The 23977-nt window shown below is 63.7% G+C and carries 21 protein-coding genes; 12 read left to right on the top strand and 9 right to left on the bottom strand.

What is annotated here, in order from left to right; translation table 11 throughout:
- Positions 1 to 22: 22 nt before the first annotated feature.
- On the top strand, positions 23 to 1336 hold the full coding sequence (locus A7X65_RS17515; protein ID WP_063686855.1) for an NAD(P)H-dependent oxidoreductase: 1314 nt from the start codon (positions 23 to 25) through the stop codon (positions 1334 to 1336).
- An 83-nt stretch (positions 1337 to 1419) separates the two neighbouring features.
- Here the strand turns inward: A7X65_RS17515 and A7X65_RS17510 are convergent, their stop codons facing one another.
- Complete coding sequence (locus A7X65_RS17510) at positions 1420 to 2382, bottom strand: LysR family transcriptional regulator (protein ID WP_082884969.1); 963 nt, start codon at positions 2380 to 2382, stop codon at positions 1420 to 1422.
- Between the two features lie 107 nt (positions 2383 to 2489).
- Between A7X65_RS17510 and A7X65_RS17505 the strand changes: the two genes are divergently transcribed.
- Both A7X65_RS17505 and A7X65_RS17500 read left to right on the top strand, forming a co-directional pair.
- Positions 2490 to 3470, top strand: coding sequence for a Bug family tripartite tricarboxylate transporter substrate binding protein (locus tag A7X65_RS17505; RefSeq protein ID WP_063686853.1), 981 nt, complete (start codon positions 2490 to 2492; stop codon positions 3468 to 3470).
- An 89-nt stretch (positions 3471 to 3559) separates the two neighbouring features.
- A complete protein-coding gene (locus tag A7X65_RS17500) occupies positions 3560 to 4264 on the top strand; it encodes a dienelactone hydrolase family protein (RefSeq protein ID WP_063686851.1) in 705 nt (234 codons plus the stop codon).
- Between the two features lie 103 nt (positions 4265 to 4367).
- On the opposite strand, the gene A7X65_RS41780 is transcribed toward A7X65_RS17500, so the two are convergent.
- A complete protein-coding gene (locus A7X65_RS41780) occupies positions 4368 to 4640 on the bottom strand; it encodes a hypothetical protein (protein ID WP_145656545.1) in 273 nt (90 codons plus the stop codon).
- Positions 4641 to 4944: 304 nt separating this feature from the next.
- Between A7X65_RS41780 and A7X65_RS17495 the strand changes: the two genes are divergently transcribed.
- Positions 4945 to 5358, top strand: coding sequence for a hypothetical protein (locus A7X65_RS17495; protein WP_245323582.1), 414 nt, complete (start codon positions 4945 to 4947; stop codon positions 5356 to 5358).
- Between the two features lie 318 nt (positions 5359 to 5676).
- Here A7X65_RS17495 and A7X65_RS17490 read toward each other — a convergent pair whose 3' ends face one another.
- Both A7X65_RS17490 and A7X65_RS17485 read right to left on the bottom strand, forming a co-directional pair.
- Positions 5677 to 5976, bottom strand: a complete 300-nt coding sequence (locus tag A7X65_RS17490; RefSeq protein ID WP_063686849.1) for a hypothetical protein — start codon at positions 5974 to 5976, stop codon at positions 5677 to 5679.
- 229 nt (positions 5977 to 6205) lie between these two features.
- On the bottom strand, positions 6206 to 7291 hold the full coding sequence (locus A7X65_RS17485; protein ID WP_063686847.1) for an SDR family oxidoreductase: 1086 nt from the start codon (positions 7289 to 7291) through the stop codon (positions 6206 to 6208).
- Between the two features lie 293 nt (positions 7292 to 7584).
- On the opposite strand from A7X65_RS17485, the gene A7X65_RS17480 reads away from it, so the two are divergent.
- A complete protein-coding gene (locus A7X65_RS17480) occupies positions 7585 to 8673 on the top strand; it encodes a TRAP transporter substrate-binding protein (protein WP_063686845.1) in 1089 nt (362 codons plus the stop codon).
- A gap of 523 nt (positions 8674 to 9196) precedes the next feature.
- Positions 9197 to 10288 carry a TRAP transporter substrate-binding protein gene (locus tag A7X65_RS17475; RefSeq protein ID WP_063686843.1) on the top strand — a complete coding sequence of 364 codons (1092 nt, stop codon included), beginning with the start codon at positions 9197 to 9199 and terminating at the stop codon, positions 10286 to 10288.
- A gap of 84 nt (positions 10289 to 10372) precedes the next feature.
- Here A7X65_RS17475 and pimD read toward each other — a convergent pair whose 3' ends face one another.
- The 5 genes from pimD to A7X65_RS17450 all read right to left on the bottom strand — a co-directional run bounded on the left by pimD (position 10373) and on the right by A7X65_RS17450 (position 18133).
- A complete protein-coding gene (gene pimD / locus A7X65_RS17470; RefSeq protein ID WP_063686841.1) occupies positions 10373 to 11515 on the bottom strand; it encodes a pimeloyl-CoA dehydrogenase small subunit in 1143 nt (380 codons plus the stop codon).
- 160 nt (positions 11516 to 11675) lie between these two features.
- Complete coding sequence (gene pimC / locus A7X65_RS17465) at positions 11676 to 12866, bottom strand: pimeloyl-CoA dehydrogenase large subunit (RefSeq protein ID WP_063686839.1); 1191 nt, start codon at positions 12864 to 12866, stop codon at positions 11676 to 11678.
- Positions 12867 to 13043: 177 nt separating this feature from the next.
- Positions 13044 to 14231 (bottom strand): acetyl-CoA C-acyltransferase, encoded by a 1188-nt coding sequence (locus tag A7X65_RS17460; protein WP_063686837.1) that lies wholly within the window; start codon positions 14229 to 14231, stop codon positions 13044 to 13046.
- Positions 14228 to 15910 (bottom strand): dicarboxylate--CoA ligase PimA, encoded by a 1683-nt coding sequence (pimA, locus tag A7X65_RS17455; protein WP_063686835.1) that lies wholly within the window; start codon positions 15908 to 15910, stop codon positions 14228 to 14230. Before pimA ends, A7X65_RS17460 begins: the two co-directional genes overlap by 4 nt.
- A gap of 126 nt (positions 15911 to 16036) precedes the next feature.
- Entirely contained in the window at positions 16037 to 18133 is a 2097-nt protein-coding gene (locus tag A7X65_RS17450) for a 3-hydroxyacyl-CoA dehydrogenase NAD-binding domain-containing protein (RefSeq protein ID WP_063686833.1), read from the bottom strand.
- Between the two features lie 130 nt (positions 18134 to 18263).
- Between A7X65_RS17450 and A7X65_RS17445 the strand changes: the two genes are divergently transcribed.
- The 6 genes from A7X65_RS17445 (at position 18264) to A7X65_RS17420 (ending at position 23883) form a co-directional block, all read left to right on the top strand.
- A complete protein-coding gene (locus tag A7X65_RS17445; RefSeq protein ID WP_063686832.1) occupies positions 18264 to 19130 on the top strand; it encodes an IclR family transcriptional regulator in 867 nt (288 codons plus the stop codon).
- 66 nt (positions 19131 to 19196) lie between these two features.
- Entirely contained in the window at positions 19197 to 19994 is a 798-nt protein-coding gene (locus tag A7X65_RS17440) for an ABC transporter ATP-binding protein (protein WP_063686831.1), read from the top strand.
- Positions 19991 to 20704 (top strand): ABC transporter ATP-binding protein, encoded by a 714-nt coding sequence (locus A7X65_RS17435; protein WP_063686830.1) that lies wholly within the window; start codon positions 19991 to 19993, stop codon positions 20702 to 20704. Before A7X65_RS17440 ends, A7X65_RS17435 begins: the two co-directional genes overlap by 4 nt.
- A gap of 12 nt (positions 20705 to 20716) precedes the next feature.
- Positions 20717 to 21595 (top strand): branched-chain amino acid ABC transporter permease, encoded by an 879-nt coding sequence (locus A7X65_RS17430; protein WP_063686828.1) that lies wholly within the window; start codon positions 20717 to 20719, stop codon positions 21593 to 21595.
- 2 nt (positions 21596 to 21597) lie between these two features.
- The gene (locus tag A7X65_RS17425) at positions 21598 to 22617 is read left to right on the top strand and encodes a branched-chain amino acid ABC transporter permease (protein WP_063686826.1); all 1020 of its coding nucleotides are present in this window, start codon (positions 21598 to 21600) and stop codon (positions 22615 to 22617) included.
- Between the two features lie 30 nt (positions 22618 to 22647).
- The gene (locus A7X65_RS17420) at positions 22648 to 23883 is read left to right on the top strand and encodes an ABC transporter substrate-binding protein (RefSeq protein WP_063686824.1); all 1236 of its coding nucleotides are present in this window, start codon (positions 22648 to 22650) and stop codon (positions 23881 to 23883) included.
- Positions 23884 to 23977: the final 94 nt, after the last annotated feature.

Here is a 23977-nt window from a genome sequence, read left to right as displayed (position 1 = left end):
ATCATTGCTAGGACAGTCCCCCATGAATCTCTTCCGCCTCCTCCAGGCCCGCGCGTCCGCCGGCAAGCCTGTCCGCGTCGTGCTGATCGGCGCGGGCAAATTCGGCTCGATGTTTCTCGCACAGGTGCCGCACACGCAGGGACTGCAGGTGCCCATCATCGTCGATATCGACCGCGAGCGCGCGCGCGAGGCCTGCCGGACCGTCGGCTGGAGCGCCGAGCAGATCGCCAAAACCGTGTTCACCGACGACGGGGCGCGCGCCATCGCCGGCGGCGCCATGGACGTGGTGGTGGAGGCGACCGGCAATCCCGCCGTCGGCATCCGCCATGCGCGCGCCGCGATCGCGGCGGGCAAGCATGTCGTGATGGTCAATGTCGAGGCCGACGTGCTGGCGGGCCCGCTGCTCGCCGAGGAGGCACGCAAAGCCGGCGTGGTCTATTCGCTCGCCTATGGCGACCAGCCGGCATTGACCGCGGAAATGGTCGACTGGGCCCGCGCCACCGGTTTTCGCGTGGTCGCCGCGGGCAAGGGCACGAAATACCTGCCGGCCTATCACGACGTGACGCCCGACGGCGTCTGGCAGCATTACGGGCTGACCGCGGGCGAAGCGCAGTCGGCCGGCATGAACCCGCAGATGTTCAACTCCTTCCTCGACGGCACCAAATCGGCGATCGAGATGGCCGCGATCGCCAACGCCTGCGGCCTCGACGTGCCCGCGGAAGGTCTGCTGTTCCCGCCCTGCGGCGTCGACGATCTGCCGCACATCATGCGCCCGCGTTCGCGCGGCGGCGTGCTGGAGCGGTCCGGCGTGGTGGAGGTGGTCTCCTCGCTCGAGCGCGACGGACGGCCGGTGTTTCGCGATCTGCGCTGGGGCGTCTATGTCGTGCTGGAGGCACCGAACGATTACGCCGCCGACTGCTTCAGGCAATACGGCCTGAAGACCGATGCCAGCGGACGCTTCGCCGCGATGTACAAGCCCTATCATTTGATCGGGCTGGAGCTGAACATCTCGATCCTGTCGGCCGCGCTGCGCGGCGAGCCGACCGGCCAGCCCTACGGCTTCCGCGGCGACGTCGCCGCCGTGGCCAAGCGCAACCTTCGCGCCGGCGAGATGCTGGACGGCGAAGGCGGCTACACCGTGTGGGGCAAGCTGGTGCCGGCGGCCGCGAGCCTGAAGGCGAGCGCCCTGCCGATTGGCCTCGCCCACCATCTCAAGCTGAAGCACGACGTCGCCCATGGCGAGATCGTGCGCTGGAGCGACGTCGAGTTCGACGCCAACAACGAGACGATCAAAACAAGGAAGGCGATGGAGGCGGCGTTCGCGAAGGAAGGGTAGATGTATCCACAATCAAGGTGGATGACCCAACCCTGGAATCCCAACAATCTCGCCTGAGGCGTAGCCGCCGGCGTCCCAATTTGTCACTTTCGTTTCGCCATTGGCTTTGCGAGCTCACGGGCGCTGTCGATGACGAGTTGCACCACCGGGCTGATGGCGCGGTCCTTGACGGTGACCATCCCGTTTGGTCGGTGCGCCGCCGGCAGCTCGACCGGCAAGACCTTGAGCGCCGCCCCCTTGGCGAGGAATTTCAGTGCGGAAGCCGGAAAAACCGTGATGAACCTGCCCGTCTCCAGCAGGCTGACCCGCATATGGGGGGAATCAGTCACCACCGTCGCGCTTGGATAGTCAAATCCGCTGGTGCGAAAGGCCTGCGTGATGATTGATCCAATCACGCTCTCCCGTGGTGGAAGTATCCAACGCTCCTCCGCCAGATCGGAAAGGTGGATGTTGCGTCTTCGGGTCCATGGATTGTTCGCGCCCGCCGCGACCACATAGCTATCTTCAAAGAGAAATTCGAAATGCAGCCGCTCGTCAGCCGGCATGCCGCCACCATTGCGCACGATCAATAGATCGACTTTGCGCTCGCTGAGGTCGCGGTGCAGTGTCTCCAGGTAGCCCGTCACAAGCTGAAATCTGATCCGCGGATGACGCCGGGAGAGCCGATCGATGAGAGCGGAAACAAAGCTCGCCGCCAGAAAAGCCGTGCTTCCGATCCGGACTTCTCCAGCGGCGGGGTCGGCCAGAAATTCAATGCTCTTCACGCCCTGCCGCAGCTCGTCGAAAACCGCAGTGCCGCACTCGAGCAAGGCGCGGCCGCACTCGGTCGGCTCAATTCCGCGCCGGTGGCGATCCAACAGGCGGACACCGAAGGCACGCTCGAGCTCCGCGATCGATCTGGAAATGTTGGGCTGGGTGGTATTGAGCAGGAGCGCCGCCTTGCCCATGCTGCCGGCCTGCACCACCGCCATGAGCACATGCAGGTCCTGAAGCTTCATTCGTTTGCCGATGCGATCACTCATCTGCATGAAGGCACCCATTTCCATTCTGAGATGTTACCATCAGATAATAGCCTTATGCGCTGATGGCAGCATCAACTATCCTTGGCGTTGAAGAGAGCCGGCACGCGTGCAGGCTCGACGGAGCAGAGCCTATGACTCCCTCCCGACGCCAGTTTCTGCACCTTGCGATCGGAGCAGCCGCGCCACCCCTGCTCTCGCGCCTGGCTCGTGCGGCGACTTACCCTTCGCGGCCGGTCCGGATCATGGTCGGCTTCGCCGCCGGCGGCCCGAACGACATCCTTGCGCGCCTTGTCGGGCAATGGTGCTCGGAGCGGTTCGGCCAGCAATTCATGGTCGAGAACCGGCCCGGAGCAGGAAGCAATATCGCGACCGATGTGGTCGTGCGTGCGCCTCCGGACGGCTACACCCTTCTGCTGGTTGGTTCTCCCAACGCGATCAATGCGACGCTTTACGAGAAGCTCGACTTCAACTTCCTGCGGGATATTGCGCCGGTCGCGAGTCTGGCCCGCGGCACCCTGGTGATGCTGGTCCACCCCTCGGTCCCCGCCCGCACGATTCCAGAGTTCATCGCCCATGCCAGCGCCAATCCGGGGAAAATCTCCTATGGTTCGGGCGGCGTGGGCGGGATCACCCATATCGCCGGTGAATTGTTCAAGCAGGAAGCCGGCGGGCTCGATCTCCAGCATGTGCCCTATCGGGGCGTGGGGCCGGCCATTACTGATCTACTCGGCGGGCAGGTGCAGGTCGTCTTTGCCAACCTCGCGCCCTCGATCGGGTACATCGGGAGCGGCAAGCTGCGCGCGCTCGGGATAACGGCGCCGGCCCGATCCGAAGCGCTGCCAGACGTGCCGGCCATTTGCGAATTCGTTCCCGGATACGAGGCGAGTTCAGTGTTTGGCATCGGTGCACCGAAAGACACGCCGATCGAGATCATCGGCACACTCAATCAAGAGTTCAACGCCGTACTGGCCGATCCCGCGTTCAAGATGCGCCTCCATGGCCTCGACGCGACCGGATTTGGCGGCTCTCCGGCCGATTTCGGCAAGGTCATGGCCGATGAAACCGAGAAGTGGGCCAAGGTGATACGGCTCGCGAAAATTCGGCTGGAGTAGTGCTGCGAGGGCCTTGGGGCCTCAGCTTCCATGCCGCGCATGCCCAACCATCAGACGTTGGCCACACTCCCTCAAGCGCTGGATTCGAGATGTTGGGGACGTTTGACAGGATTTGCGCGACAGGCGGGGGCGCGTTCGATTGCTACCTTGTCACCCCCGAACCAGAAAAGCCGGTTGCGGCCATTGTGCTGGCTTCCGCCATTCATGGCGTCGATACCGACATGCTCGCCATCACCGACGCACTTGCGGCCTGCGGCTCTATTGTCGCGGTGCCGGATCTGTTCTGGCGTTCGATTGCCGGACCGCTTCCGCGGAATGACCCACGCGCGGCCCGACGCGCCCAACCGCGCCTCGAACGCATCAGAACCGGCGAAGACGACATGACCGACACGTTGAGACACCTCCGCACGCTCCCGCACTTCAACGGCAGGGCGGTGGTTATGGGGTTTTGCTACGGCGGGCCGTATGCAATCCTCGGCCCGAAGCGGCTCGGTTTTGCCGCTGGCATCTGCTGCCATGGATCCCAGATGCCGGATTATCTTCACGAGCTTGACGGTGTCCGTGAGCAGCTCTGTCTCATGTGGGGGGACCAGGACAATCACGCGCCGGCCGGCGTGCTGGACGCGTACCGCGATTTGGCGGCGCGCATGGAAAACCTCGACGTGCACGTCTTCCCCGGGGTGCAGCACGGTTACATGATGCGGGGAAGCCCATCCTTCGATCGGGCGGCACATGATTTTTCAATGAAGCGCGCCGGGGACATTCTTCAAAGTCTGGGGTCAGCCGTCCCTTGAAAGGGCACTTGGTCTCATCGCCTCACGCTGACGCACGGCGTCGCCCATGGCGAGATCGTGCGACAAGCGTCGCCCCAAGCCAGCTGAGGGCCAATAGGGAACACTACGCTTGAGGCCGAGTGACGCTGTCCTTTCCTCTCAGGTTGGCAACGGCGGCCGTAAAGTAGAGCGCCGGAAGAGCAAATGGCCCGATAAAAGCCGCAAGATAGACCCAGCGACGCTGACTGCGTCCTCGCTCGTACGCGAGATATCCGGCGGCCGGCATTGAAGCCAATGACACGATGATAAACAACGCATCCATTCCTGATTGCGTAAGATGCTCGAAAAAGCACACCGAAAGAGCCAGCGTCAAAATAGCCAAAACGAGATCTTCCATGCCGACCTCCCGCTTTCAGTTGAAGCTACCACGGCCGCGCAACTTCTACTGAAGGCAAGGATCACACCTCCGTGTCTGCAATGGGTTATAAGCGGCCCTCGGCGGGTAGCGCTCGCGAGGTCGGTAAAGGGCCAATTACGCCTTAAACAGGCGCGGCGAAGCATGCCAGCGCATGCTCCGGCGAATGCCGTCGGTCCACGCCTGGGCGGGGTCAACGCTGCGCCGGTGAACCAGAACGTCCCTGACACGACAGAACACCATGGATTCGGAAGACCTTTGATTGGTGGATGGACGGAGCCGACCTGTGAAACTTTTGCTGAGAATCATGCTTGCAATCGCCCTCGTGAACCTTGCTCCAGCCGTCGCCGCGGCGCCGAAGGACGCCGTCGCTTCTCCTGCCTTGCAGAAGGAATTCGATGGCTTCATCGAGAAGTTTCGCGCGGCGCTGAAAGCAAACGATTCCGCCGCCGTCGCCGGTATGACACGATTGCCGTTCATGAACGACAGCGCAATTCGCGACGCCGCGCAATTTCGCGCCAAGACCTATGCGAGCTCGTTCACGGCGAAAAATCGCGCGTGTCTCCAGCGCGGCAAGGCCATCTACGATCGCGATCCAGACAAGAATGACTCTTACTTCGTCTTCTGCGGCGAGCTCATCTTCGTCTTTACCAAGACGCCGGCTGGGTTCCTTTTCACGGATATCAGCGTGAACGACTGATCAGGCAACAATGCCATCCACTGCCGCCGGATGTATGATCGGTCGCCGCGCTCAGCGCGCATATTGGGTACAGCAACCTAGGCGATGGGCTGAATCATCAACCGAAAGAATCGCCGCGAGGGTAACGGTTCGGCTCAGCCCCGATTAACGGACATAGCGGCGACTTCGCCTTCGGGACAGAAGCGGACCTCGGCGAGTATCGCCGTCAAGGTCGGCTTTGGGCCAAAACCGGACATCGACAGGGCGATGCCCAAAGTATGGTAGCTTGTCAGCGGCGATAATCCGACGCACTTCCTCTCTTTGCGCTTATCGCGCGCTTCAATCCCAATCCATCCCGCCAATGACGCCAACAAACCAGCCACCGAAGAAAGCGGCGGTAAACGCCGCGAGGTTGAGTGTCACAGACGGGCTAAATTCCTGCTTGTCTTGAACATGATCAAATGCGATCAGCGCGAGCGCAAAGAATGCCGCGCACATCGCTGGCCAAAGCGCCTGCTGCCGCACTTTAAGCCGCTGGGCCGAGGTAGCCCCGTGAGAATGCCGTGACAAAGTCCTGGATCGACGAAACGATACCACGGCGCTCAAGACTGCTACGATCAGAAAGGCAGTGAAGTACATCAGACTATCTTCCCCGCCGGCGGTTACAATCTTTCAGGTCGGAGACAATTCGATAGCGCAAATCGATTTCCTCAACCTTAATGGGACAATGCAATTCCGCCACATCGAAGTGCTACTCCAAGCGGTCACAGATTGAGCTTAGCGAGCGACTGAGTCCGCTATGGGTCACAAGCTGCCATCGAGCAATCAGCCAGCATAAGTCTGCTTCGGGGCACCGCCGCGTCCCTCTCTACGGCAGCAGCCGCTCCTCCTTCGCCTGCCGGAACCATTTCCGGAACATGTCCTCGGTGTCCATCATCTCGGTGAAGCCCGCGCGGTTGATCTTCACGGTCGAGACGATCGAGGGCGGGCCGGACTCGGTCTGGCCGTAGCGCATGCTGTAGTCGGCGTACTGGAATGACAGGCCGACGAAATCGGCAAGGCCGGGCGACGCAAGGTTATGCTTGCGCCTGAGCGCGTCCCAGGGCGCGACCCAGTTCGGGAATTCCTTTGCCAGCGAGAGCGGAACCGGCTTGCCGGGCTTCATCGCCAGCGCGTCCGCGACCGCCGGCCAGATGTTCTCCCAGGTGAAGACGTCGCCATTGGTGACGTTGAACGCCTCGTTCTGCGCGGCCTTCGCCTCGCCCGACCAGGCGATCGCACGTGCCAGCAGATCGACGTCGACGGCCTGCGCGACACGCGCGGCGCCGCCGGGAAAATCCAGCGGCCTGCCCTGCTCGCGCAGCATCGCGGCATAGACGCCGAGCGGCGGGATCAGGTCCATGGCACCGCCCATGGCGAGTCCCACGATCAGGACGGGACGTAGAATGCTCCAGTGCCAGGCCTTGCCCTTCTGCAGCTCGCGCAGGAAGTTCTCCTGCGCCCAGTAGAAGTTGGGCTGCTCGTACATTTCGGACCGGCCCTCGCGCGCCGGCACGGTCAGGGGACGCACATGGACGCCGTAGGCCTTGGTGCCTTGCAGCAGGGCGACATGCTTCAGGTCGGGCGCCACCGGCTCGAGCGCCCCCATCAAATTGCGCAGCATGATGTCGTTGGTCGTGATCTGCTGCGGGTCGCGCCAGCCGTCGACGAGCTGCGGCGCCTCGTAGAGCGCGGCGTAAATCAGGTGGGTCGCGCCCTTGAGCTCAACCGCAGCGCGACGGCAATCGGCTTCGCTGGTGAGATCGATCGGGACGTGACGGGCGCCGTAGAGGTCGCGCGGCTTGCGCCGTGACAGCGCCACGACGTCCGAAGGCTCCGACGTGCCGAAGTGCCGCAACGCGGCGTTGCCGACGAGACCGGTTGCTCCCGCGACCACCACCTTCTTGCCCGTCATGCGCGAGCCTCCCTTTTGTTGTTGCCCAATCCAGTAGCAGATCGCAGGTCAATGCGACTTGCGTCTGGCTCCGCATTCGCACCTGCGAGGGAGCAGAAGGCTTGATTATCCGCAAGCGACAGGTCATCCTTGCTGACGGAACCGCATTGATCGGAATTCCAACAAAAAGAGCCCATCAGGGCCATTCGGAAACGCTTCTTAAGTCTCAAACAAAACAACGTCGATCTCGACGGCAAGACGACACCAAAGATCGTTCCCTGACGTCGAAGCATCGGCATATCGGAGGGAAGTGCATGGAACGTCGTAAATTTCTGAAGGCAGGCGGATTGGGCCTGGCCGCGAGTGCTGTTGCTGCGCCGGCTATCGCGCAAGGCTCGCCCGAGATCAGGTGGCGTTACGCCACGAGCTGGCCGAAGTCGCTCGACACGCTCTACGGCGGCTGCGAATATTTCACCAAGAAAGTCGCGGAGATTACCGACAACAAATTCCAGATCCAGCCGTTTGCGGCGGGCGAAATCGTCCCGGGCCTGCAGGTGCTGGATGCGGTCTCGAACGGCACCGTCGAGATGGGTAACACCGCACTCTATTACTACTGGGGCAAGAATCCCGCCTTCACCTTCGCCACCGCGCTGCCGTTCGGTCTCAACACGCGCCAGCAGATCTCCTGGCTGCTGTGGGGCGGCGGACAGGAGCTCGTCAACGACCTCCTGAAGGAGCACAACGTCTATGGCATCCCGACCGGCTCCACCGGCGCCCAGATGGGCGGCTGGTTCCGGAAGGAGATCAAGTCGATAGACGACGTCAAAGGCCTCAAGATGCGTATCGGCGGATTTGCCGGCACGATCATGGCCAAGCTCGGCGCGGTGCCGCAGCAGATCGCCGGCGGCGACATCTATCCGGCGCTCGAAAAGGGCACGATCGATGCGGCCGAATGGGTCGGCCCCTACGACGACGAAAAGCTCGGCTTCGTCAAGGTCGCGAAGTACTACTACTACCCCGGCTGGTGGGAAGGCACGAGCCAGGGCCACAACATCATGAACCTCGACAAGTGGAATGCGCTGCCCAAGCACTACCAGGCCGCGATCGATTCCGCTTCGCGCGACACGTTCACCTGGATCACCGGCAAGTACGACGCATTGAACGCGCCGGCGCTGAAGCGGCTCCTGGTGTCGGGCGCGATCCTGAAGGCGTTCCCGCAGGAGGTACTGGAGGCCTGCTACGGCGCGGCCAACGAGATCTACGCCGATCTCTCCAAGACCAACCCGCATTTCGGCAAGATGTATGCGAGCATGACCGCCTATCGCGGCGAGGCGCTGCCCTGGTTCCAGGTCGCAGAGCTGAGCTTCGACAGCTTCATGATGCGGATGCGGACCAAGACGTGAGGCGCGGAAACGGCGCACTCGACTAAAGAATGAGAAGCCCCGGGGATGGCGACGTCTCCGGGGCTTTTGCGTGCTGGGCTCTTCCCTTCTCCGCTTGTGGGAGAAGGTGGCGTAGGCGGCCTTCGGCCGCCGTTCTTAAGGAAACGCCGAAGCGAAGCTTCGGCTATGGCGCCGGATGAGGGGTTCTGTCCGCGTATTCCAATGAGAGTGGGGCTCGCGGAGGGAGACCCCTCACCCGGCTGCGCTACGCGCATCCACCCTCTCCCACAAGGGGAGAGGGGAAAGAAGGCAAGCGCATTGCGACTCGCCTTCGCAACTGCGAGCACACCGACGCCGCTTGATTATCGCAAGGCGACCGGTCATCCTCGCGCCCGAACCGCGATGCGCGGACTCCACAAAGAGCCCTGAAGGGCCTTCGGAAACCCCAAAAATCGTCACAACACCACGTCGGTTATCGGCGAAGCCAAGACGACATCAAGATCGTTCCCTGAGTCGAGGACATCGGCGCAATGGAGGGATACGCATGAAACGTCGTGAATTCCTGAAAGTGACTGGCGCTGGGCTGGCAGCGAGCACAGCGGTTGCGGCACCTGCGATCGCGCAAGGCTCACCTGAAGTGCGATGGCGGCTCGCCGCGAGCTGGCCCAAAGCGCTCGATACGCTCTATGGCGGCTGCGAATATTTCTGCAAGCGCGTCGCCGAGGTCACCGACAACAAATTCCAGATCCAGCCGTTCGCATCCGGCGAGATCGTCCCGGGCCTGCAGGTGCTGGATGCGGTCTCGAACGGCACCGTCGAGATGGGCAACACAGCGCTGTATTACTATTGGGGCAAGAATCCCGCCTTCACCTTCGGCACGTCGCTGCCGTTCGGGCTGAACACGCGCGCGCATATTTCCTGGCTGCTGTTCGGTGGCGGACAGGAGATGCTCAACGACCTCCTGAAGGAATACAACTCGGTCGGCATTCCGACCGGCTCGACCGGCGCCCAGATGGGCGGCTGGTTCCGGAAGGAGATCAAGTCGATGGAGGATTTCAAGGGTCTGAAATTCCGCGTCGGCGGCTTCGCCGGCACGATCATCGCCAAGGTCGGCGGCGTGCCTCAGCAGATCGCGGGCGGCGACATCTATCCGGCGCTGGAGAAGGGCACCATCGACGCGGCCGAATGGGTCGGCCCCTATGACGACGAGAAGCTCGGCTTCGTGAAGGTGGCGAAGTACTACTACTATCCGGGCTGGTGGGAAGGCACCGGCCAAGGCCACAACATCATGAATCTCGACAAGTGGAACGCGCTGCCCAAGCACTACCAGGCCGCGATCGAGAGCGCCTCGCGCGACACGTTCACCTGGGTCACCGGCAAATACGATTACGTCAACCCGCCGGCGCTGAAACGCCTGCTGGTGGCCGGCGCCATCCTCAGGCCGTTCCCGCAGGAGGTGCTCGAGGCCTGCTACACCGCCGCCAACGAGATCTACGCCGATCTCAACAAGACCAACCCGCACTTCAACAAGATGTACACCAGCCTGTCGGCATTCCGGAACGAGTCGCTGGCCTGGATGCAGGTCGCCGAGCTCAGCTACGACAGCTTCATGATGCGGATGCGCACGCGGACCTGAGGCCGCCGAACGAGGCCAGAAACGACGAAAGCCCCGGAGATGTCTCCGGGGCTTTCGATTTTGAACGTCCGGTCGTCGATGCGACTAGATCAGCCCGCCGGCGTCGGCGACGCGGCGCTGGTGGTAATCGGTGTCACCAAAGGTGTTCTCGATCATGGTGAGGCGCTTGAAGTAGTGGCCGATCTTCGCCTCCATGGTCATGCCGATGCCGCCGTGGAGCTGGATCGACTGCTGGCCGACGAATTTCAGCGACTTGCCGATCTGCACCTTGGCCGCGGCGATGGCGTTGGCGCGCTCCTTGGCGTTCTCGAAATCGCTCGCCATGGTGGCGAACATCGACATCGAGCGCGCCTGCTCGGCCGCGACGAACATGTCGGAGGCGCGGTGCTGGAGCGACTGGAACGAGCCGATCGCGACGCCGAACTGCTTTCGGGTCTTGATGTACTCGACCGTGGTCTTGAGCGACTCGTCCATCAGGCCGACCGCCTCGGCACAGAGCGCGACGCGGGCTTCGTCCACCACGCGCTCGATCAGCCCGAGCGAATCCTCGGGGTTGCCGATCGCCGCATCGGCGCCGACCTCGACACCGGTGAGGGTGATGTCGGCGGCGTGCAGGCCGTCCTGGGTCGGGTAGGATTTCTTCGTGACGCCCTTGGCATTCGCGGGGACCAGGAACACGCCGACGCCGGTCTTGTCGCGGCGGTCGCCCTTGGTGCGCGCGGTCACGATCAGCGTGTCGGCGTTCTCGCCGTTGAGCACGACGAACTTCTCGCCGTCGATGACCCAGCCGTCGCCCTTCTTCTTCGCCGTCGTCGCGACGTCGAAGAGATCGTAGCGCGAGTTCTTCTCGACCTGGGCGAAGGCGAGCGTCTTGCTGCCGTCGATGATGGCAGGCACGTGCGCGGCCTTCTGCGCATCGCTGCCGGCATGACGCAGGAAGCCGCCGCCGATCACGACCGTCGCCAGATACGGCTCCAGCACCAGCGCCTTGCCGAGCGCTTCCATCACGATCATGGTCTCGACGCCGCCGCCGCCGAAGCCGCCATCGGCCTCGCTGAAGGGCAGACCGAGCAGGCCCTGCTCGGCGAGCTTGCCCCAGACGGCTTTGCTCCAGCCGCCCTTCTCCTTCATGTATTTCTTGCGCTGCTCGAAATCGTAGGAATCGGTCAGCAGGCCGTCGATGCTTTCCTTGAGAAGCCGCTGCTCCTCGTTCAGGTCAAAATCCATGTTTCTCTACTCTCCCGGTATTGAGGTCGTCATGCCCGGCCTTGTGCCGGACATCCACGTTCTTCGTGCCGTTAGGCGTGGATGGCCGGGCCATTTGTCGAAGACGCGCTTCGCGCTTTTGCCCCGGCCATGACGGCGAGTGTGTGGTGACGAATAGCAATCAGAGCCCCAGCACCGCCTTGGCGATGATGTTGCGCTGGATTTCGTTGGAGCCGCCGTAGATCGAGACCTTGCGGTTGTTGAAGTAGCTCGGCGCGATCTGGGCGGTCCAGTCCATGGCTTCGTTCGAGCCGTCGTCGCCGTGCACGTCGTAGGGCGCGGCGAACGGGCCGATCACTTCCATCAGCAGCTCGGTGGTGGTCTGCTGGATCTCGGAGCCCTTGATCTTCAGCACCGAGGACGCCGGGTTGGGCTTGCCCTTGCCGTGCTTGCCCTCGTCGGCGACGACGCGAAGCTGGGTCAGCTCGAGCGCCTTCAGCTCGATCTCGCAGGCCGCGAGCTTCTCGCGGAACGCGGCGTCCTGGATGATCGGCTTGCCGCCGGATTCGACCTTGGAGGCGAGATCCTTGATGCGGCGGATGCGCTCCTTGGAGACGCCGACGCGGGCAATCCCGGTGCGCTCATTGCCGAGCAGGAATTTCGCGTAATCCCAGCCCTTGTTCTCCTCGCCGATCAGGTTCTCGATCGGGACTTCCACGTCGTCGAAGAAGACCTCGTTGACCTCGACCCCGCCGTCGATGGTCTGGATCGGGCGCACGGTGACGCCCTTCGACTTCATCGAGAACACGATGAAGGAGATGCCCATCTGCTTCTTGGCGTTGTTGTCGGTGCGGCAGAGGCAGAAGATCATGTCGGCGTGCTGGGCCAGCGTGGTCCAGGTCTTCTGGCCGTTGATGATCCACTTGTCGCCACGGCGCTCGGCCTTGGTCTTGAGCGAGGCGAGGTCGGAGCCCGAGCCCGGCTCGGAGAAGCCCTGGCACCACCAATCGTCGACATTGGCGATGCGCGGCAGGTACTTCTTCTTCTGCTCTTCATTGCCGAAGGTGTAGATGACCGGGCCGACCATGCTGACGCCGAAGGCGAGCGGCTGCGGCGCCGGATAGGACTGCAGCTCCTCGTTGAAGATGTAGTGCTGCACCGAGGTCCAGCCCGTGCCGCCGAACTGCTTGGGCCAGTGGCTGACGCCCCAGCCCTTCTTGTTGAGGATGCGCCACCACGTCACCATCTCGTCCTTCGAGAGGTGGCGGCCCTCGACCAGCTTGCGCCGGGTATCCGGCGGCACGTTGTCGCGGAAGAACGACCGCACTTCCTCGCGAAACGCCTGCTCTTCTTTCGTGAATGCGAGATCCATTGGATCCTCCTGTTTCCTCGTCGTCGTATTCTGTCGTCGTCCCGGCCTGGTGCGCAATTGCGCACGGGAGCCGGGATCCATAACCACCGACCTTCGTTGTTACGAGGGCCATTACCACCTTCGTTCCACACTCCTGCTGCGGAGTATGGGTCCTGGCTTTCGCCAGGACGACACCGATTACTGCAACACCTCGAACAAACCGGCCGCGCCCATGCCGCCGCCGACGCACATGGTGACGACCGCGTATTTCGCCTTGCGGCGGCGGCCCTCGATCAAGGCGTGGCCGGTGAGGCGCGCGCCCGACATGCCGTAGGGGTGGCCAACCGAGATCGCGCCGCCATTGACGTTGATCTTCTCGGGATCGATGCCTAGCTTGTCGCGGCAATACAGCACCTGCACCGCGAAGGCTTCGTTGAGCTCCCACAGGCCGATGTCGTCGACGGTGAGGCCGTGGCGCTTGAGCAGGCGCGGCACGGCGAAGACCGGGCCGATGCCCATCTCGTCCGGCTCGCAGCCGGCCGAGACGAAGCCGCGGAAGATGCCGAGCGGCGCAAGGCCGCGCTTGGCGGCTTCCTTGTCGCTCATGATCACCGAGGCGCTGGCGCCGTCGGAGAGCTGGCTGGCATTGCCGGCGGTGATCGAAAAGCCTTCGCCGCGGACGGGCTTGAGGCCGGCGAGGCCTTCGATCGTGGTCTCGGGGCGCGGGCCCTCGTCCTGCGACAGCGTGACGTCCTTCATCGACACCGCGCCGGTCGCCTTGTCGGTGACCGCCATCTGCGTCGTGATCGGCGCGAGCTCGTCCTTGAACTTGCCGCCCTGTTGGGCAGCCGCGGTGCGGCGCTGGCTCTCGAGAGAATACTCATCCTGCTTCTCGCGCGAGATGCCGTAGCGCTTGGCGACGATCTCGGCGGTGTCGATCATGGGCATGTAGACCTCGCCCTTGATCTTGAGCAGCGCCGGATCCTGGGCGTGAAAGCCGTTCATCTTGTCGTTCTGCACGAGCGAGATCGACTCGCCGCCGCCGCCGACCGCGATCTCGACGCCGTCGAAGATCACCGAGCGCGCAGCGAGCGCGATCGCCTGCAGGCCCGAGGCGCACTGCCGGTCGATGGTGGTGCCGGCGACGGTGACGGGCAGACCTGCACGCAGCAGCGCCTTGCGCGCGATGTTGCCGCCGGTCGCGCCCTGTTGGAGGGCTGCGCCCATCACGACATCCTCGATCTCCTTCGGATCGACCTTTGCGCGCGCGACGGCTTCGCCGATGGCGTGGCCGAGCAGCGTGGCGCCCTCGGTGGCATTGAGCGCGCCGCGATAGGCCTTGCCGATCGGGGTGCGGGCGGTGGAAACGATGACGGCGTCGGTCAAGAACGACCTCCTGATGCAAGGGGAGTGGATTGTGACGGTTTCTGCTGCTGGCGCAATTCGTGGCGCGACAATTTTCCGACCGGCGTGCGCGGCAGATCGTCGACGAACGCGACCTCCGCCGGCAGCTCGTGCTTGCCGAGCTTCCCGGTGAGCTGGGTGCGCAGCTCGTCGAGCGTGAACGGCTTTACGTCCGGCTTGAGCTTGATGAAGGCTTTTGCGGCCTCGCCCCGGTACTGGTCGGGGATGCCGAGCACGATCACCTCGTGCACGCCCGGGATGGTGTAGATCGCCTGCTCGATCATCTGCGGATAGACGTTGAAGCCGCCGGAGATGATCATGTCCTTCTTGCGGTCGACCAGGAAGAAATAGCCGTCGGTGTCGACATAGCCGATGTCGCCGGTGAGGAAGCGGCCGTCGACGAAGGCGTCCGCCGAGCCTTGCGGCCTGTTCCAATATCCCCTGGTGACGTTCGGGCCCTTGATGCGGATCTCGCCGACTTCGCCCGGCGGCAGCACGCGCCTGGGATCGTCGAGCGCGACGACGTCGAGCTCGATGCCGGGCAGCATCAGGCCGATCGAGCCGGGCTTCTCCGGGCCCGTCGGCGGATGGCCGGTGCCGGGCGAGCAGGTCTCGGTCATGCCCCAGCCGCTGCGCAGCTTCTTGCCGACCTTGCGCTCGAAGAAATTCGCGATCTCCACCGGCAGCGGCGCGCCGCCGGAGCCGATGGTCGCGAGCGAGGAGAAATCGCGCTTGTCGAGGTCAGGCAGCGCGGCGATCGCGATCCACATCGTCGGCACGCCCGGGAAATAGGTCGCACGCTTGACCTCGATGTCGCGCATCACCGCCTCGACGTCGAAGCGCTGATGGATCGAGATCAGATTGCCGCGGCTGAGCGAGGACAGCAGCACGACGGTGAGCGCGTAGATGTGGAACAGCGGCAGCACGCAGATCACGCGCTCGATCACATCGCCGCGCGCCGCACGGGAAGGCTTGCCCCAGACGTCGTAGATCGACACCGCTGAGGTGAGATTGCCGTGGGTCAGCATCGCGCCCTTGGGCAGGCCGGTGGTGCCGCCGGTATATTGCAGCAGCGCAACGTCGTCGGCCGTCACGGACGGCCACTGCGCCGGCGCGGCCGCGCCCTCGACGAACGCCTTGAAGGTGACGATGCGGGGATCATCCGGGATCGCCGCCTGCGGCGTGCCGACCTTGCCCCAATTGTCGTCCTCGCAGACGACGAGGCGGTCGATCAGGCCCTTCTCCAGGAATTTCAGCGCGGTCGGCAGCAGGGCTTGCAGGTTCGAGGTGACGAGCAGGCGCGAGCCGGAGTCGGAGACCTTGTGCGTCAGCGCGATCTCGCCGTCGAGCGGCGATAGATGCGCGACGCGGGCACCGGCCTTCAGCGCGCCGAAGAAATTGACGGGATGGTCCGGCGTGTTGCCGAGGAACAGCGCGACGGAGCTGGTCTTGCCGATGCCCGCGCGCAGGAACGCCGCCGCCGCGCGCTCGGCCATGGCGGCGAGCTCGGTGTAGGTGATCGGCCGCTCCCGGAATTCCAGCGCGGTGCGCGGACCGTAATCGGCGGCAGCTTTCGACAGCAGGTCAGGGAGCGAGCCCTGGACGATGGTGTCGTCCCAACGCACGCCCTCGGGATAAAACTGTTCGCCGGGATGGGTCATGGATTCCTTGAGGCTACACAGACCGTCATTCCGAGGCGGCTCGAAGAGCCGAACCCGGAATCTCGACATTCCGGGTTCGCCCTGCGGGCGCCCCGGAATGACTGAGAGTTGGAGCGCGAAGCTCCATCAAGCCGCCTTCGACGCTGCCGCGAGCGAGGCGAACGTCTTGCCTTCCGCCGCAAGCTTCTTCAGCAGCGGGGCGGGCTCGAGGCTCGGGTCGTTGGTCTCCTTGGCGTAGAAGGCGAGACGGTCGGCGATGTGCTTGAGGCCGACGGTGTCGGCCCAGAACATCGGGCCGCCGCGATAGATCGGCCAGCCATAGCCGTAGAGCCAGACCACGTCGATGTCGGAGGGACGCGCCGCGATCCCCTCTTCGAGGATCTTCGCACCCTCGTTGATCATCGGGTACATCATGCGCTCGAGGATCTCCTCGTCGCTGACGACGCGCTTCTTGCGGCCGAGGCGCAGCAAGGTCTCGTCGATCAGCTTCTCGACCTCGGGATCCGGCAGTGCCGAGCGGGAGCCGGGCTCATACTTGTAGTAACCCTTGCCGGTCTTCTGGCCGAAGCGGCCGGCTTCGCACAGCGCGTCCGCGATCTCCGACTTGATGCCGCGGTCCTTGCGCGAGCGCCAACCAATGTCGAGGCCGGCGAGGTCGCCCATCGCGAACGGCCCCATCGGCATGCCGAATTTTGTGACGACGGCATCGACCTGCTGCGGCAGCGCGCCTTCGAACAAGAGCTTCTCGGACTGCTTGCCGCGCTGGGCGAGCATCCGGTTGCCGACGAAGCCGTCGCAGACGCCGACCACGGCCGGCACCTTCGCGATTTTGCGGGCAATCGTCACCGCAGTCACCAGCGCATCCGGCGCGGTCTTGTCGGCGCGGACGATCTCGCACAGCTTCATGACGTTGGCCGGCGAGAAGAAGTGCATGCCAAGCACGTCCTGCGGACGCTTGGTCGCCTTCGCGATCTCGTCGATGTTCAGATACGAGGTGTTGGAGGCGAGCACGGCACCCGGCTTGACGTATTGGTCGAGCTTGCCGAACACTTCCTGCTTCACCGCCATGGTCTCGAACACCGCCTCGATGACGAGATCGGCATCGCCAACGTTCTCGATGCCGACGACGCCGTTGATCAGCGCCATGCGCTTGGCGGGGGCGTCGGCCGGGATGCCGCCGCGCGCGGCGGTGGCTTCCCAGTTCTTCTGCATGATGCCCATGCCGCGCTTGAGCTGCTCTTCGCCGGTTTCGATCAGGGTGACGGGAATGCCGGCATTGGCAAACGACATCGCGATGCCGCCGCCCATGGTGCCGGCGCCGAGAATGGCAACACGGTTGACCGGACGCGACTTGGTGCCCTCAGGCACGCCCGCGATCTTGTTGGCCTCGCGCTCGGCGAAGAAGGCATAGCGCTGCGCCTTGGACTGGTCGCTGGCGACGAGCTTGAGGAAGCCCTCGCGCTCCTTCTTCAGACCTTCGTCGAACGGCAGGTCGATGGCGGCACCGACGGCATCGGCCGCCGCGAACGGCGCTTCCAGGCCGCGCGACTTCTTGGTCATGGCGGCGACGGCATTGGTGAAGATCGAGCGGTCGGCCTTGGCCGCCGCGATCTTGGAATCGTCGTCGCGCAGGCGGCGCAGCGGGCGCTTCTCGGCGATCAGCTTGCGTACGAAGGCCTCGCCGCCCGACACGCGGTCCTCGACAATCTCCTCGATCAGGCCGTTCTTGAGCGCTTCCGCGGCGCCGATCGGGTCACCACCGACGATCATCTTGACGGCGAGCTCGGGCCCGACCGCGCGCGGCAGACGCTGGGTGCCGCCGGCGCCGGGCAACAGGCCGAGCTTCACTTCGGGCAGGCCGAGCTTGGCTTCCTTCACTGCGACGCGGTAGTGGCATGCCAGCGCGACCTCGAGGCCGCCGCCGAGCGCCGTGCCGTGGATCGCGGCCACGATCGGCTTCGGAGAATTTTCCATCTCGGCCAGAACCTCGTTCAGGCCCGGGGGCTTCGGCGGCTTGCCGAATTCGGTGATGTCGGCCCCGGCGATGAAGGTACGGCCGGCGCAGGTCAGCACGATGCCCTTGATGGCGGGATCGGCGATCGCGGCCTTGATGCATTCCAGGATGCCGCCGCGCACTGCGGCACTCAGCGCATTGACCGGAGGACTATTGACCGTGACGATCCCGACTTCGTCATGACGCTCAAGCTTGACCACTTCGCTCACGGTTTCCCTCCTTGGTGGGGATTTACTTTTGTTCGATTTCGCGGTGCGGAATTTAATTCCGCATCTTGACGGCAGGGTTATTTTGAAGCACGTGGCTTGTCAACGACTCCGCGCAAGAAGCAGATCAGGGATGAAGCGTACAGGAAAGAAGACTGCGACCGATCGGAATTTCGTCGTCGCGCTTTCCCGCGGACTGGACGTATTGCGCGCATTCCACCCCAATGACGGTCTGCTCGGCAATCAGGAGATTGCGGCCCGCACCAATCTGCCGAAGCCCACCGTGTCGCGGCTGACCTATACGCTGACCAAGCTCGGCTATCTGACGCCGGTTCCCCGTTTCGAGAAATACCAGCTCGCGCCCGCCGCGATGTCGCTCGGCTATGCCGCGCTGGCCAATCTCGGTGTTCGGCATTTGTCCGAGCCGTTTCGCGAGGAAGTCATGCGCGCGACCGGCGGCGCCGTCGCCGTCGGCGGCCGCGACCGTCACAGCATGATCTATTTCGGACAGAGCCGCGGCAGCGAAACGGTCGGCGTTCAACTTGACGTCGGCGCGCGCGTGCCGATTGCAACCAGCGCGATGGGCCGGGCCTATTTCTGGGCGCTCGACGAGGACAATCGCACCGAATTGTCGCGCATCCTGCGCGAACATTACGGCAGCCGCTGGCCGAAGATGCGCGATGGCCTCGAACGTTCCGGCGAGACTGTCGCGAAGTACGGCTTTGCGATTTCCGTCGGCGATTGGCACGACGACATCGGCGCCGCCGGCGTCGCGCTCAAGCTCAACGATGGAACCGGGCCTTACGCATTCAATTGCGGCGCGCCCGCATTCCGCTTCACGGAAGAGCGTTTGATCAACGACATTGGACCGCGTCTGCTTGCGATGGTAAGGAACATCGAAGCGGCGCTCGGGGGTCTGATGCCGCATTCCAAAAAAGAAGTCAGCAAAAAGCTGAAATCAGGAGGAAAAGTTGCGCGTGTGGCCGAGGGGATCAGATAGCCTTGCTCATCATCGGGAGCGGTTCGCATCGCCCCGCCGCACACTGAACAGTGTGGGCGAGACGAGATGACGCAGGCACAGCTCGCGCAGGGTACATCGCCCCTGCTCGCGGTTCGCGACGTCAGCGTCGTGTTCGGCGGCATCATCGCGCTCAACGGCGTGACCTTTGACATGCACAAGGGCCAGATCCTCGGATTGATCGGCCCCAACGGCGCCGGCAAGACCACGCTCTTCAACTGCCTTTCGCGGCTCTACCAGCCGTCGTCCGGCGACATCCTGATGGAAGGCGCGAGCATCCTGACGCGCCCGCCGCACCGGATCGCCGAGATCGGCATCGGCCGCACCTTCCAGAACGTGGCGCTGTTTCCGAACCTGTCGGTGATGGACAACGTCCGCGTCGGCGCGCATTCGAAGACCTCGAGCGACATCATCAGCGACTCGCTGCGACTGGCATGGGTCCGGCGCAGCGAGGCCGACATCAACAAGAAGGTGCACGAGATCCTCTCCTATCTCGATCTCGATGACGTCGCCCACACCGTCGTCTCCGGGCTGCCCTTCGGCACGCAGAAGCGCGTCGAGCTGGCGCGCGCGCTCGCCGCCGACCCGAAGATCCTGCTGCTCGACGAGCCCGCCGGCGGCCTCAATCACGAGGAAGTCTATGTGCTCGGCGACCTCATCCGCAAAATCCGCGACGAGCGTCACATGACGGTGCTGCTGGTCGAGCATCACATGGGTCTCGTGATGTCGATCGCCGATCACGTCGTCGCGCTGAATTTCGGCAAGAAGCTCGCGGAAGGCACGCCGGCCCAGGTGCAGGCGGACCCCGACGTCATCAAGGCCTATCTCGGGAGCAAGGACCAATGACTGTTCTGCTCAACGTCAAGGACCTGCGCGCCTATTACGGCCAGGTCCAGGCGCTCCACGGGCTGTCCTTCTCGCTCAACGAGGGCTCGCTGACGACGCTGCTGGGCGCCAACGGCGCCGGCAAGACCACGACGCTGCGCGCGATCTGCAACATGGTGCGTTCGACCGGCGGCATCGAGTTCGACGGCAAGCCGCTGAACAACCGTTCGACCGAAAGCATCGTGCGGTTCGGCATTGCCCATGTGCCGCAGGGCCGCGGCACCTTCACCACCATGACGGTGGAGGAGAACCTCCAGCTCGGCGCCATCACCCGCAAGGACAGCGCCGGCATCGTCTCCGACATCGAGCGCATGTATGCGCACTTCCCGGTGCTGAAGCAGCGCCACACGCAGCAGGCCGGCACGCTCTCCGGCGGCGAGCAGCAGATGCTCGCGGTCGCCCGCGCCCTGATGCTGCGGCCGCGCCTGATGCTGCTGGACGAACCCTCCTTCGGCCTCGCGCCGCTGGTGGTGCGCGACCTGTTCGGCATCCTCGGCAAGATCAACCGCGAGGACAAGGTGTCGATCCTGGTGGTCGAGCAGAACGCCCAGCTCGCGCTCGAGCTCGCCGACCAGGCCTATGTGATCGAGACCGGACGCATCGTGATGTCGGGCAATGCCAAGGACATCGCGAACAACGAAGAAATCCGCAAATCCTATCTCGGTTACTGAGGAGCCGGCACGATGGAGCTGTTCACCAACCAAGTGCTGGCCGGCATCGCCACGGGCGCGATCTACGCCTGCATGGCGCTCGCCGTGGTCATGATCTACCAGGCTATCGACCATCTCAACTTCGCGCAGGGCGAGATGGCCATGTTCTCGACCTTCATCTCCTGGCAGCTGATGCAGTGGGGCCTGTCCTATTGGGCGGCGTTCGTGGTCACGCTGGCATTCTCCTTCGTCGCCGGCATCGCGATCGAGCGCATCCTGTTCAAGCCGCTTGCGAAAGCGCCGGTGCTGACCAACGTCGCCGGCTTCATCGCGCTGTTCGCGATCATCAACTCCTCGGCCGGCCTGATCTGGGACTTCACTATCAAGCAGTATCCGACCCCGTTCGGCTCCGCGCCGTTCCTGGGCAGCCAGCTGATCTCGACCCACCAGGCCGGCATGATCGGCGTCACCGTGCTGCTGCTGCTCGGCCTGTACTTCTTCTTCCAGTACACGCGGATCGGCCTTGCCATGCGCGCGGCCGCCTCGGTGCCTGAATCGGCCCGCCTCGTCGGCATCAACACGAGCTGGATGATCGCGCTCGGCTGGGGCATGGCGACCGCGATCGGCTCGATCGCCGGCATGCTGATCGCCCCGGTCGTGTTCCTCGAGCCCAACATGATGGGCGGCGTGCTGATCTACGGCTTTGCCGCGGCGGTGCTCGGCGGCCTCACCAGCCCGTTCGGCGCCGTGGTCGGCGGCTTCCTGGTCGGCATCTTCGAGAACCTCGCCGGCACCTACATTCCCGGCGTCGGCAACGAACTCAAACTCCCGATCGCGCTCGCGCTGATCATCTCCGTCCTGGTCGTCAAACCCGCTGGCCTGTTCGGCCGGCACATCGTCAAGCGAGTTTGATCATGAGCGCAGCAGAAGAAGTCGTTGCCGAAGGCCATCAGGCGGTCGAGGCCGTTCCGAAGCGGGCCATGACGCTGGGCACCGGCACCTCGCTGGTGGTGCTGGCGGCACTCCTGATCGTTCCGCTGTTCGTCAAGAACTTCATCATCTTCCAGATGACGATGCTCCTGATCTACGGGCTTGCCGTGCTGGCGCTGAACATCCTGACCGGCGGTTCGGGACAGTTCTCGCTCGGCCAGAGCGCCTTCTACGCCGTCGGCGCCTATACGTCGGCGGTGCTGATGGAGCACGCCAACATCAACTACGCGCTGACCATTCCGGTTTCCGCCGTGGTCTGCTTCGGGTTCGGCTACCTGTTCGGCAAACCGGCCCTGCGGCTGTCGGGCGTCTATCTCGCGCTTGCGACCTTCGCACTCGCCACCGCCATGCCCCAGCTTCTGAAGCTGAACTTCCTGGAACACTGGACCGGCGGCGTGCAGGGCCTCGTCGTCACCAAGCCGGACGCGCCGTTCGGCCTGCCGATGTCGCAGGACATGTGGCTGTACTACTTCACGCTCATCGTGACGCTCGCAATCTACATCTTCTCCGTGAACCTGTTGCGCTCGAGGTCCGGCCGCGCCTTCATGGCGATCCGGGACAACGAGATCGCCGCCTCCTCGATGGGTGTCAACGTCGCGCTCTACAAGACGCTGGCCTTCGGCGTGTCGGCGGCGATCACCGGCGTCGCCGGCTCGCTCGGCGCCATCGCGGTGCAGTTCGTGGCGCCCGACAGCTACACCATCACGCTCGCGATCTCGCTGTTCCTCGGCATGGTGGTCGGCGGCGTCGGCTGGCTGCCCGGCTCGTTCGTCGGCGCGGCCTTCATCATCTTCGTGCCGAACATGGCGGAGAGCATCTCCAAGGGCCTCTCCGGCGCCGTGTTCGGCGTGCTGTTGTTCCTCGTCATCTACCTCGTGCCGCATGGCGCAAGGCAGATCGCGATCATGGGCCAGCAACTCGCAGGCAGGCTTAAGAAGAACTGAAATCCATTCATCGTACAAAGGAGACCCGAATTGACTTTTGGAAGAACACTGCGAGCCGCCGCGCTGGTCACGGCAACGGCGGCCCTCACTTTCAACTCCGGCGCGGCATTTGCTCAAAAGAAATACGATACCGGCGCTTCCGATACCGAGATCAAGATCGGCAACATCATGCCGTACAGCGGTCCCGCGTCGGCCTATGGCATCATCGGCAAGACCGAAGAAGCCTATTTCAAGATGATCAACGACAAGGGCGGCATCAACGGCCGCAAGATCACCTTCGTCACCTATGATGACGCCTATTCGCCGCCCAAGGCGGTCGAGCAGGTCCGCAAGCTCGTCGAGAGCGACGAGGTGCTGACCGTGTTCAACCCGCTCGGCACGCCCTCGAACACGGCGATCCAGAAATACCTCAACGCCAAGAAGATCCCGCAGCTGTTCGTCGCGACCGGCGCCACGAAGTGGAACGATCCGAAGAACTTCCCCTGGACGATGGGCTGGCAGCCCTCCTACCAGAGCGAAGCGCAGATCTACGCGAAATGGCTGATGAAGGAGAAGCCGAACGCCAAGATCGCGATCCTCTACCAGAACGACGATTTCGGCAAAGACTACCTCAAGGGCACCAAGGACGGCCTCGGCGCCAAGGCCTCGTCCATGATCATCATGGAAGAGAGCTATGAGGTCTCCGAGCCGTCGATCGACGGCCACATCGTCAAGATCAAGGCCGCCAATCCCGACGTGCTGCTGATCTACGCGACCCCGAAATTCGCGGCGCAGACCATCAAGAAGACCGCCGAGCTCACCTGGAAGCCGCTCCAGATCCTGACCAACGTCTCGATCTCGGTCGGCAGCGTGATGAAGCCGGCCGGCTTCGAGGCCTCTCAGGAGGTGCTGTCGGCGGCCTACGCCAAGGACTCCACGGATCCGCAGTGGAACAACGACCCCGGCATGAAGAAGTGGAACGAGTTCGTCGACAAGTACCTGCCCGGCGCCGACAAGACCGACACCGGCATGGTCTACGGCTATGGCGCGGCGTCGACGCTGGCCAAGGTGCTGGAGATGTGCGGCGACGACCTCACCCGCGCCAACCTGATGAAGCAGGCGGCTTCGCTGAAGGACTTTACGCCGGACACGCTGCTGCCGGGCGTCAAGATCAACACCAGCGCCACCGACTTCGCACCGATCGCGCAGCTGCAGATGCAGCGCTTCAAGGGCGAGAAGTGGGAACTCTTCGGCGAGATCATCAGCGGCGACGTTGCCTCCGAGTGACACGCTGACGTCATAGTCCAGGTCATCGACAGGCCCCCGCGAGCGATCGCGGGGGCTTTTTGTTGACGCCGCCCGTCAATCTTGTTCAATGCGG

The sequence above is a fragment of the Bradyrhizobium stylosanthis genome, assembly GCF_001641335.1.
Lineage (GTDB): Bacteria > Pseudomonadota > Alphaproteobacteria > Rhizobiales > Xanthobacteraceae > Bradyrhizobium > Bradyrhizobium stylosanthis.
Note: the sequence above shows the minus strand (reverse complement) of the source record. Positions and strands in the feature narration are given on the sequence as shown.

What these genes read in the sequence shown, in the direction of transcription:
- A7X65_RS17435 (WP_063686830.1), top strand. Translation starts at nt 19,991, where the DNA reads ATGACTGTTCTGCTCAACGTCAAGGACCTGCGCGCCTATTACGGCCAG.
- A7X65_RS17430 (WP_063686828.1), top strand. Translation starts at nt 20,717, where the DNA reads ATGGAGCTGTTCACCAACCAAGTGCTGGCCGGCATCGCCACGGGCGCG.
- A7X65_RS17515 (WP_063686855.1), top strand. Translation starts at nt 23, where the DNA reads ATGAATCTCTTCCGCCTCCTCCAGGCCCGCGCGTCCGCCGGCAAGCCT.
- A7X65_RS17425 (WP_063686826.1), top strand. Translation starts at nt 21,598, where the DNA reads ATGAGCGCAGCAGAAGAAGTCGTTGCCGAAGGCCATCAGGCGGTCGAG.
- pimC (WP_063686839.1), bottom strand. Translation starts at nt 12,866, where the DNA reads ATGGATCTCGCATTCACGAAAGAAGAGCAGGCGTTTCGCGAGGAAGTG.
- A7X65_RS17490 (WP_063686849.1), bottom strand. Translation starts at nt 5,976, where the DNA reads ATGTACTTCACTGCCTTTCTGATCGTAGCAGTCTTGAGCGCCGTGGTA.
- A7X65_RS17505 (WP_063686853.1), top strand. Translation starts at nt 2,490, where the DNA reads ATGACTCCCTCCCGACGCCAGTTTCTGCACCTTGCGATCGGAGCAGCC.
- A7X65_RS17440 (WP_063686831.1), top strand. Translation starts at nt 19,197, where the DNA reads ATGACGCAGGCACAGCTCGCGCAGGGTACATCGCCCCTGCTCGCGGTT.
- A7X65_RS17510 (WP_082884969.1), bottom strand. Translation starts at nt 2,382, where the DNA reads ATGGAAATGGGTGCCTTCATGCAGATGAGTGATCGCATCGGCAAACGA.
- A7X65_RS17475 (WP_063686843.1), top strand. Translation starts at nt 9,197, where the DNA reads ATGAAACGTCGTGAATTCCTGAAAGTGACTGGCGCTGGGCTGGCAGCG.
- pimD (WP_063686841.1), bottom strand. Translation starts at nt 11,515, where the DNA reads ATGGATTTTGACCTGAACGAGGAGCAGCGGCTTCTCAAGGAAAGCATC.
- A7X65_RS17500 (WP_063686851.1), top strand. Translation starts at nt 3,560, where the DNA reads ATGTTGGGGACGTTTGACAGGATTTGCGCGACAGGCGGGGGCGCGTTC.
- A7X65_RS17480 (WP_063686845.1), top strand. Translation starts at nt 7,585, where the DNA reads ATGGAACGTCGTAAATTTCTGAAGGCAGGCGGATTGGGCCTGGCCGCG.
- A7X65_RS17445 (WP_063686832.1), top strand. Translation starts at nt 18,264, where the DNA reads ATGAAGCGTACAGGAAAGAAGACTGCGACCGATCGGAATTTCGTCGTC.
- A7X65_RS17485 (WP_063686847.1), bottom strand. Translation starts at nt 7,291, where the DNA reads ATGACGGGCAAGAAGGTGGTGGTCGCGGGAGCAACCGGTCTCGTCGGC.
- A7X65_RS41780 (WP_145656545.1), bottom strand. Translation starts at nt 4,640, where the DNA reads ATGGAAGATCTCGTTTTGGCTATTTTGACGCTGGCTCTTTCGGTGTGC.
- pimA (WP_063686835.1), bottom strand. Translation starts at nt 15,910, where the DNA reads ATGACCCATCCCGGCGAACAGTTTTATCCCGAGGGCGTGCGTTGGGAC.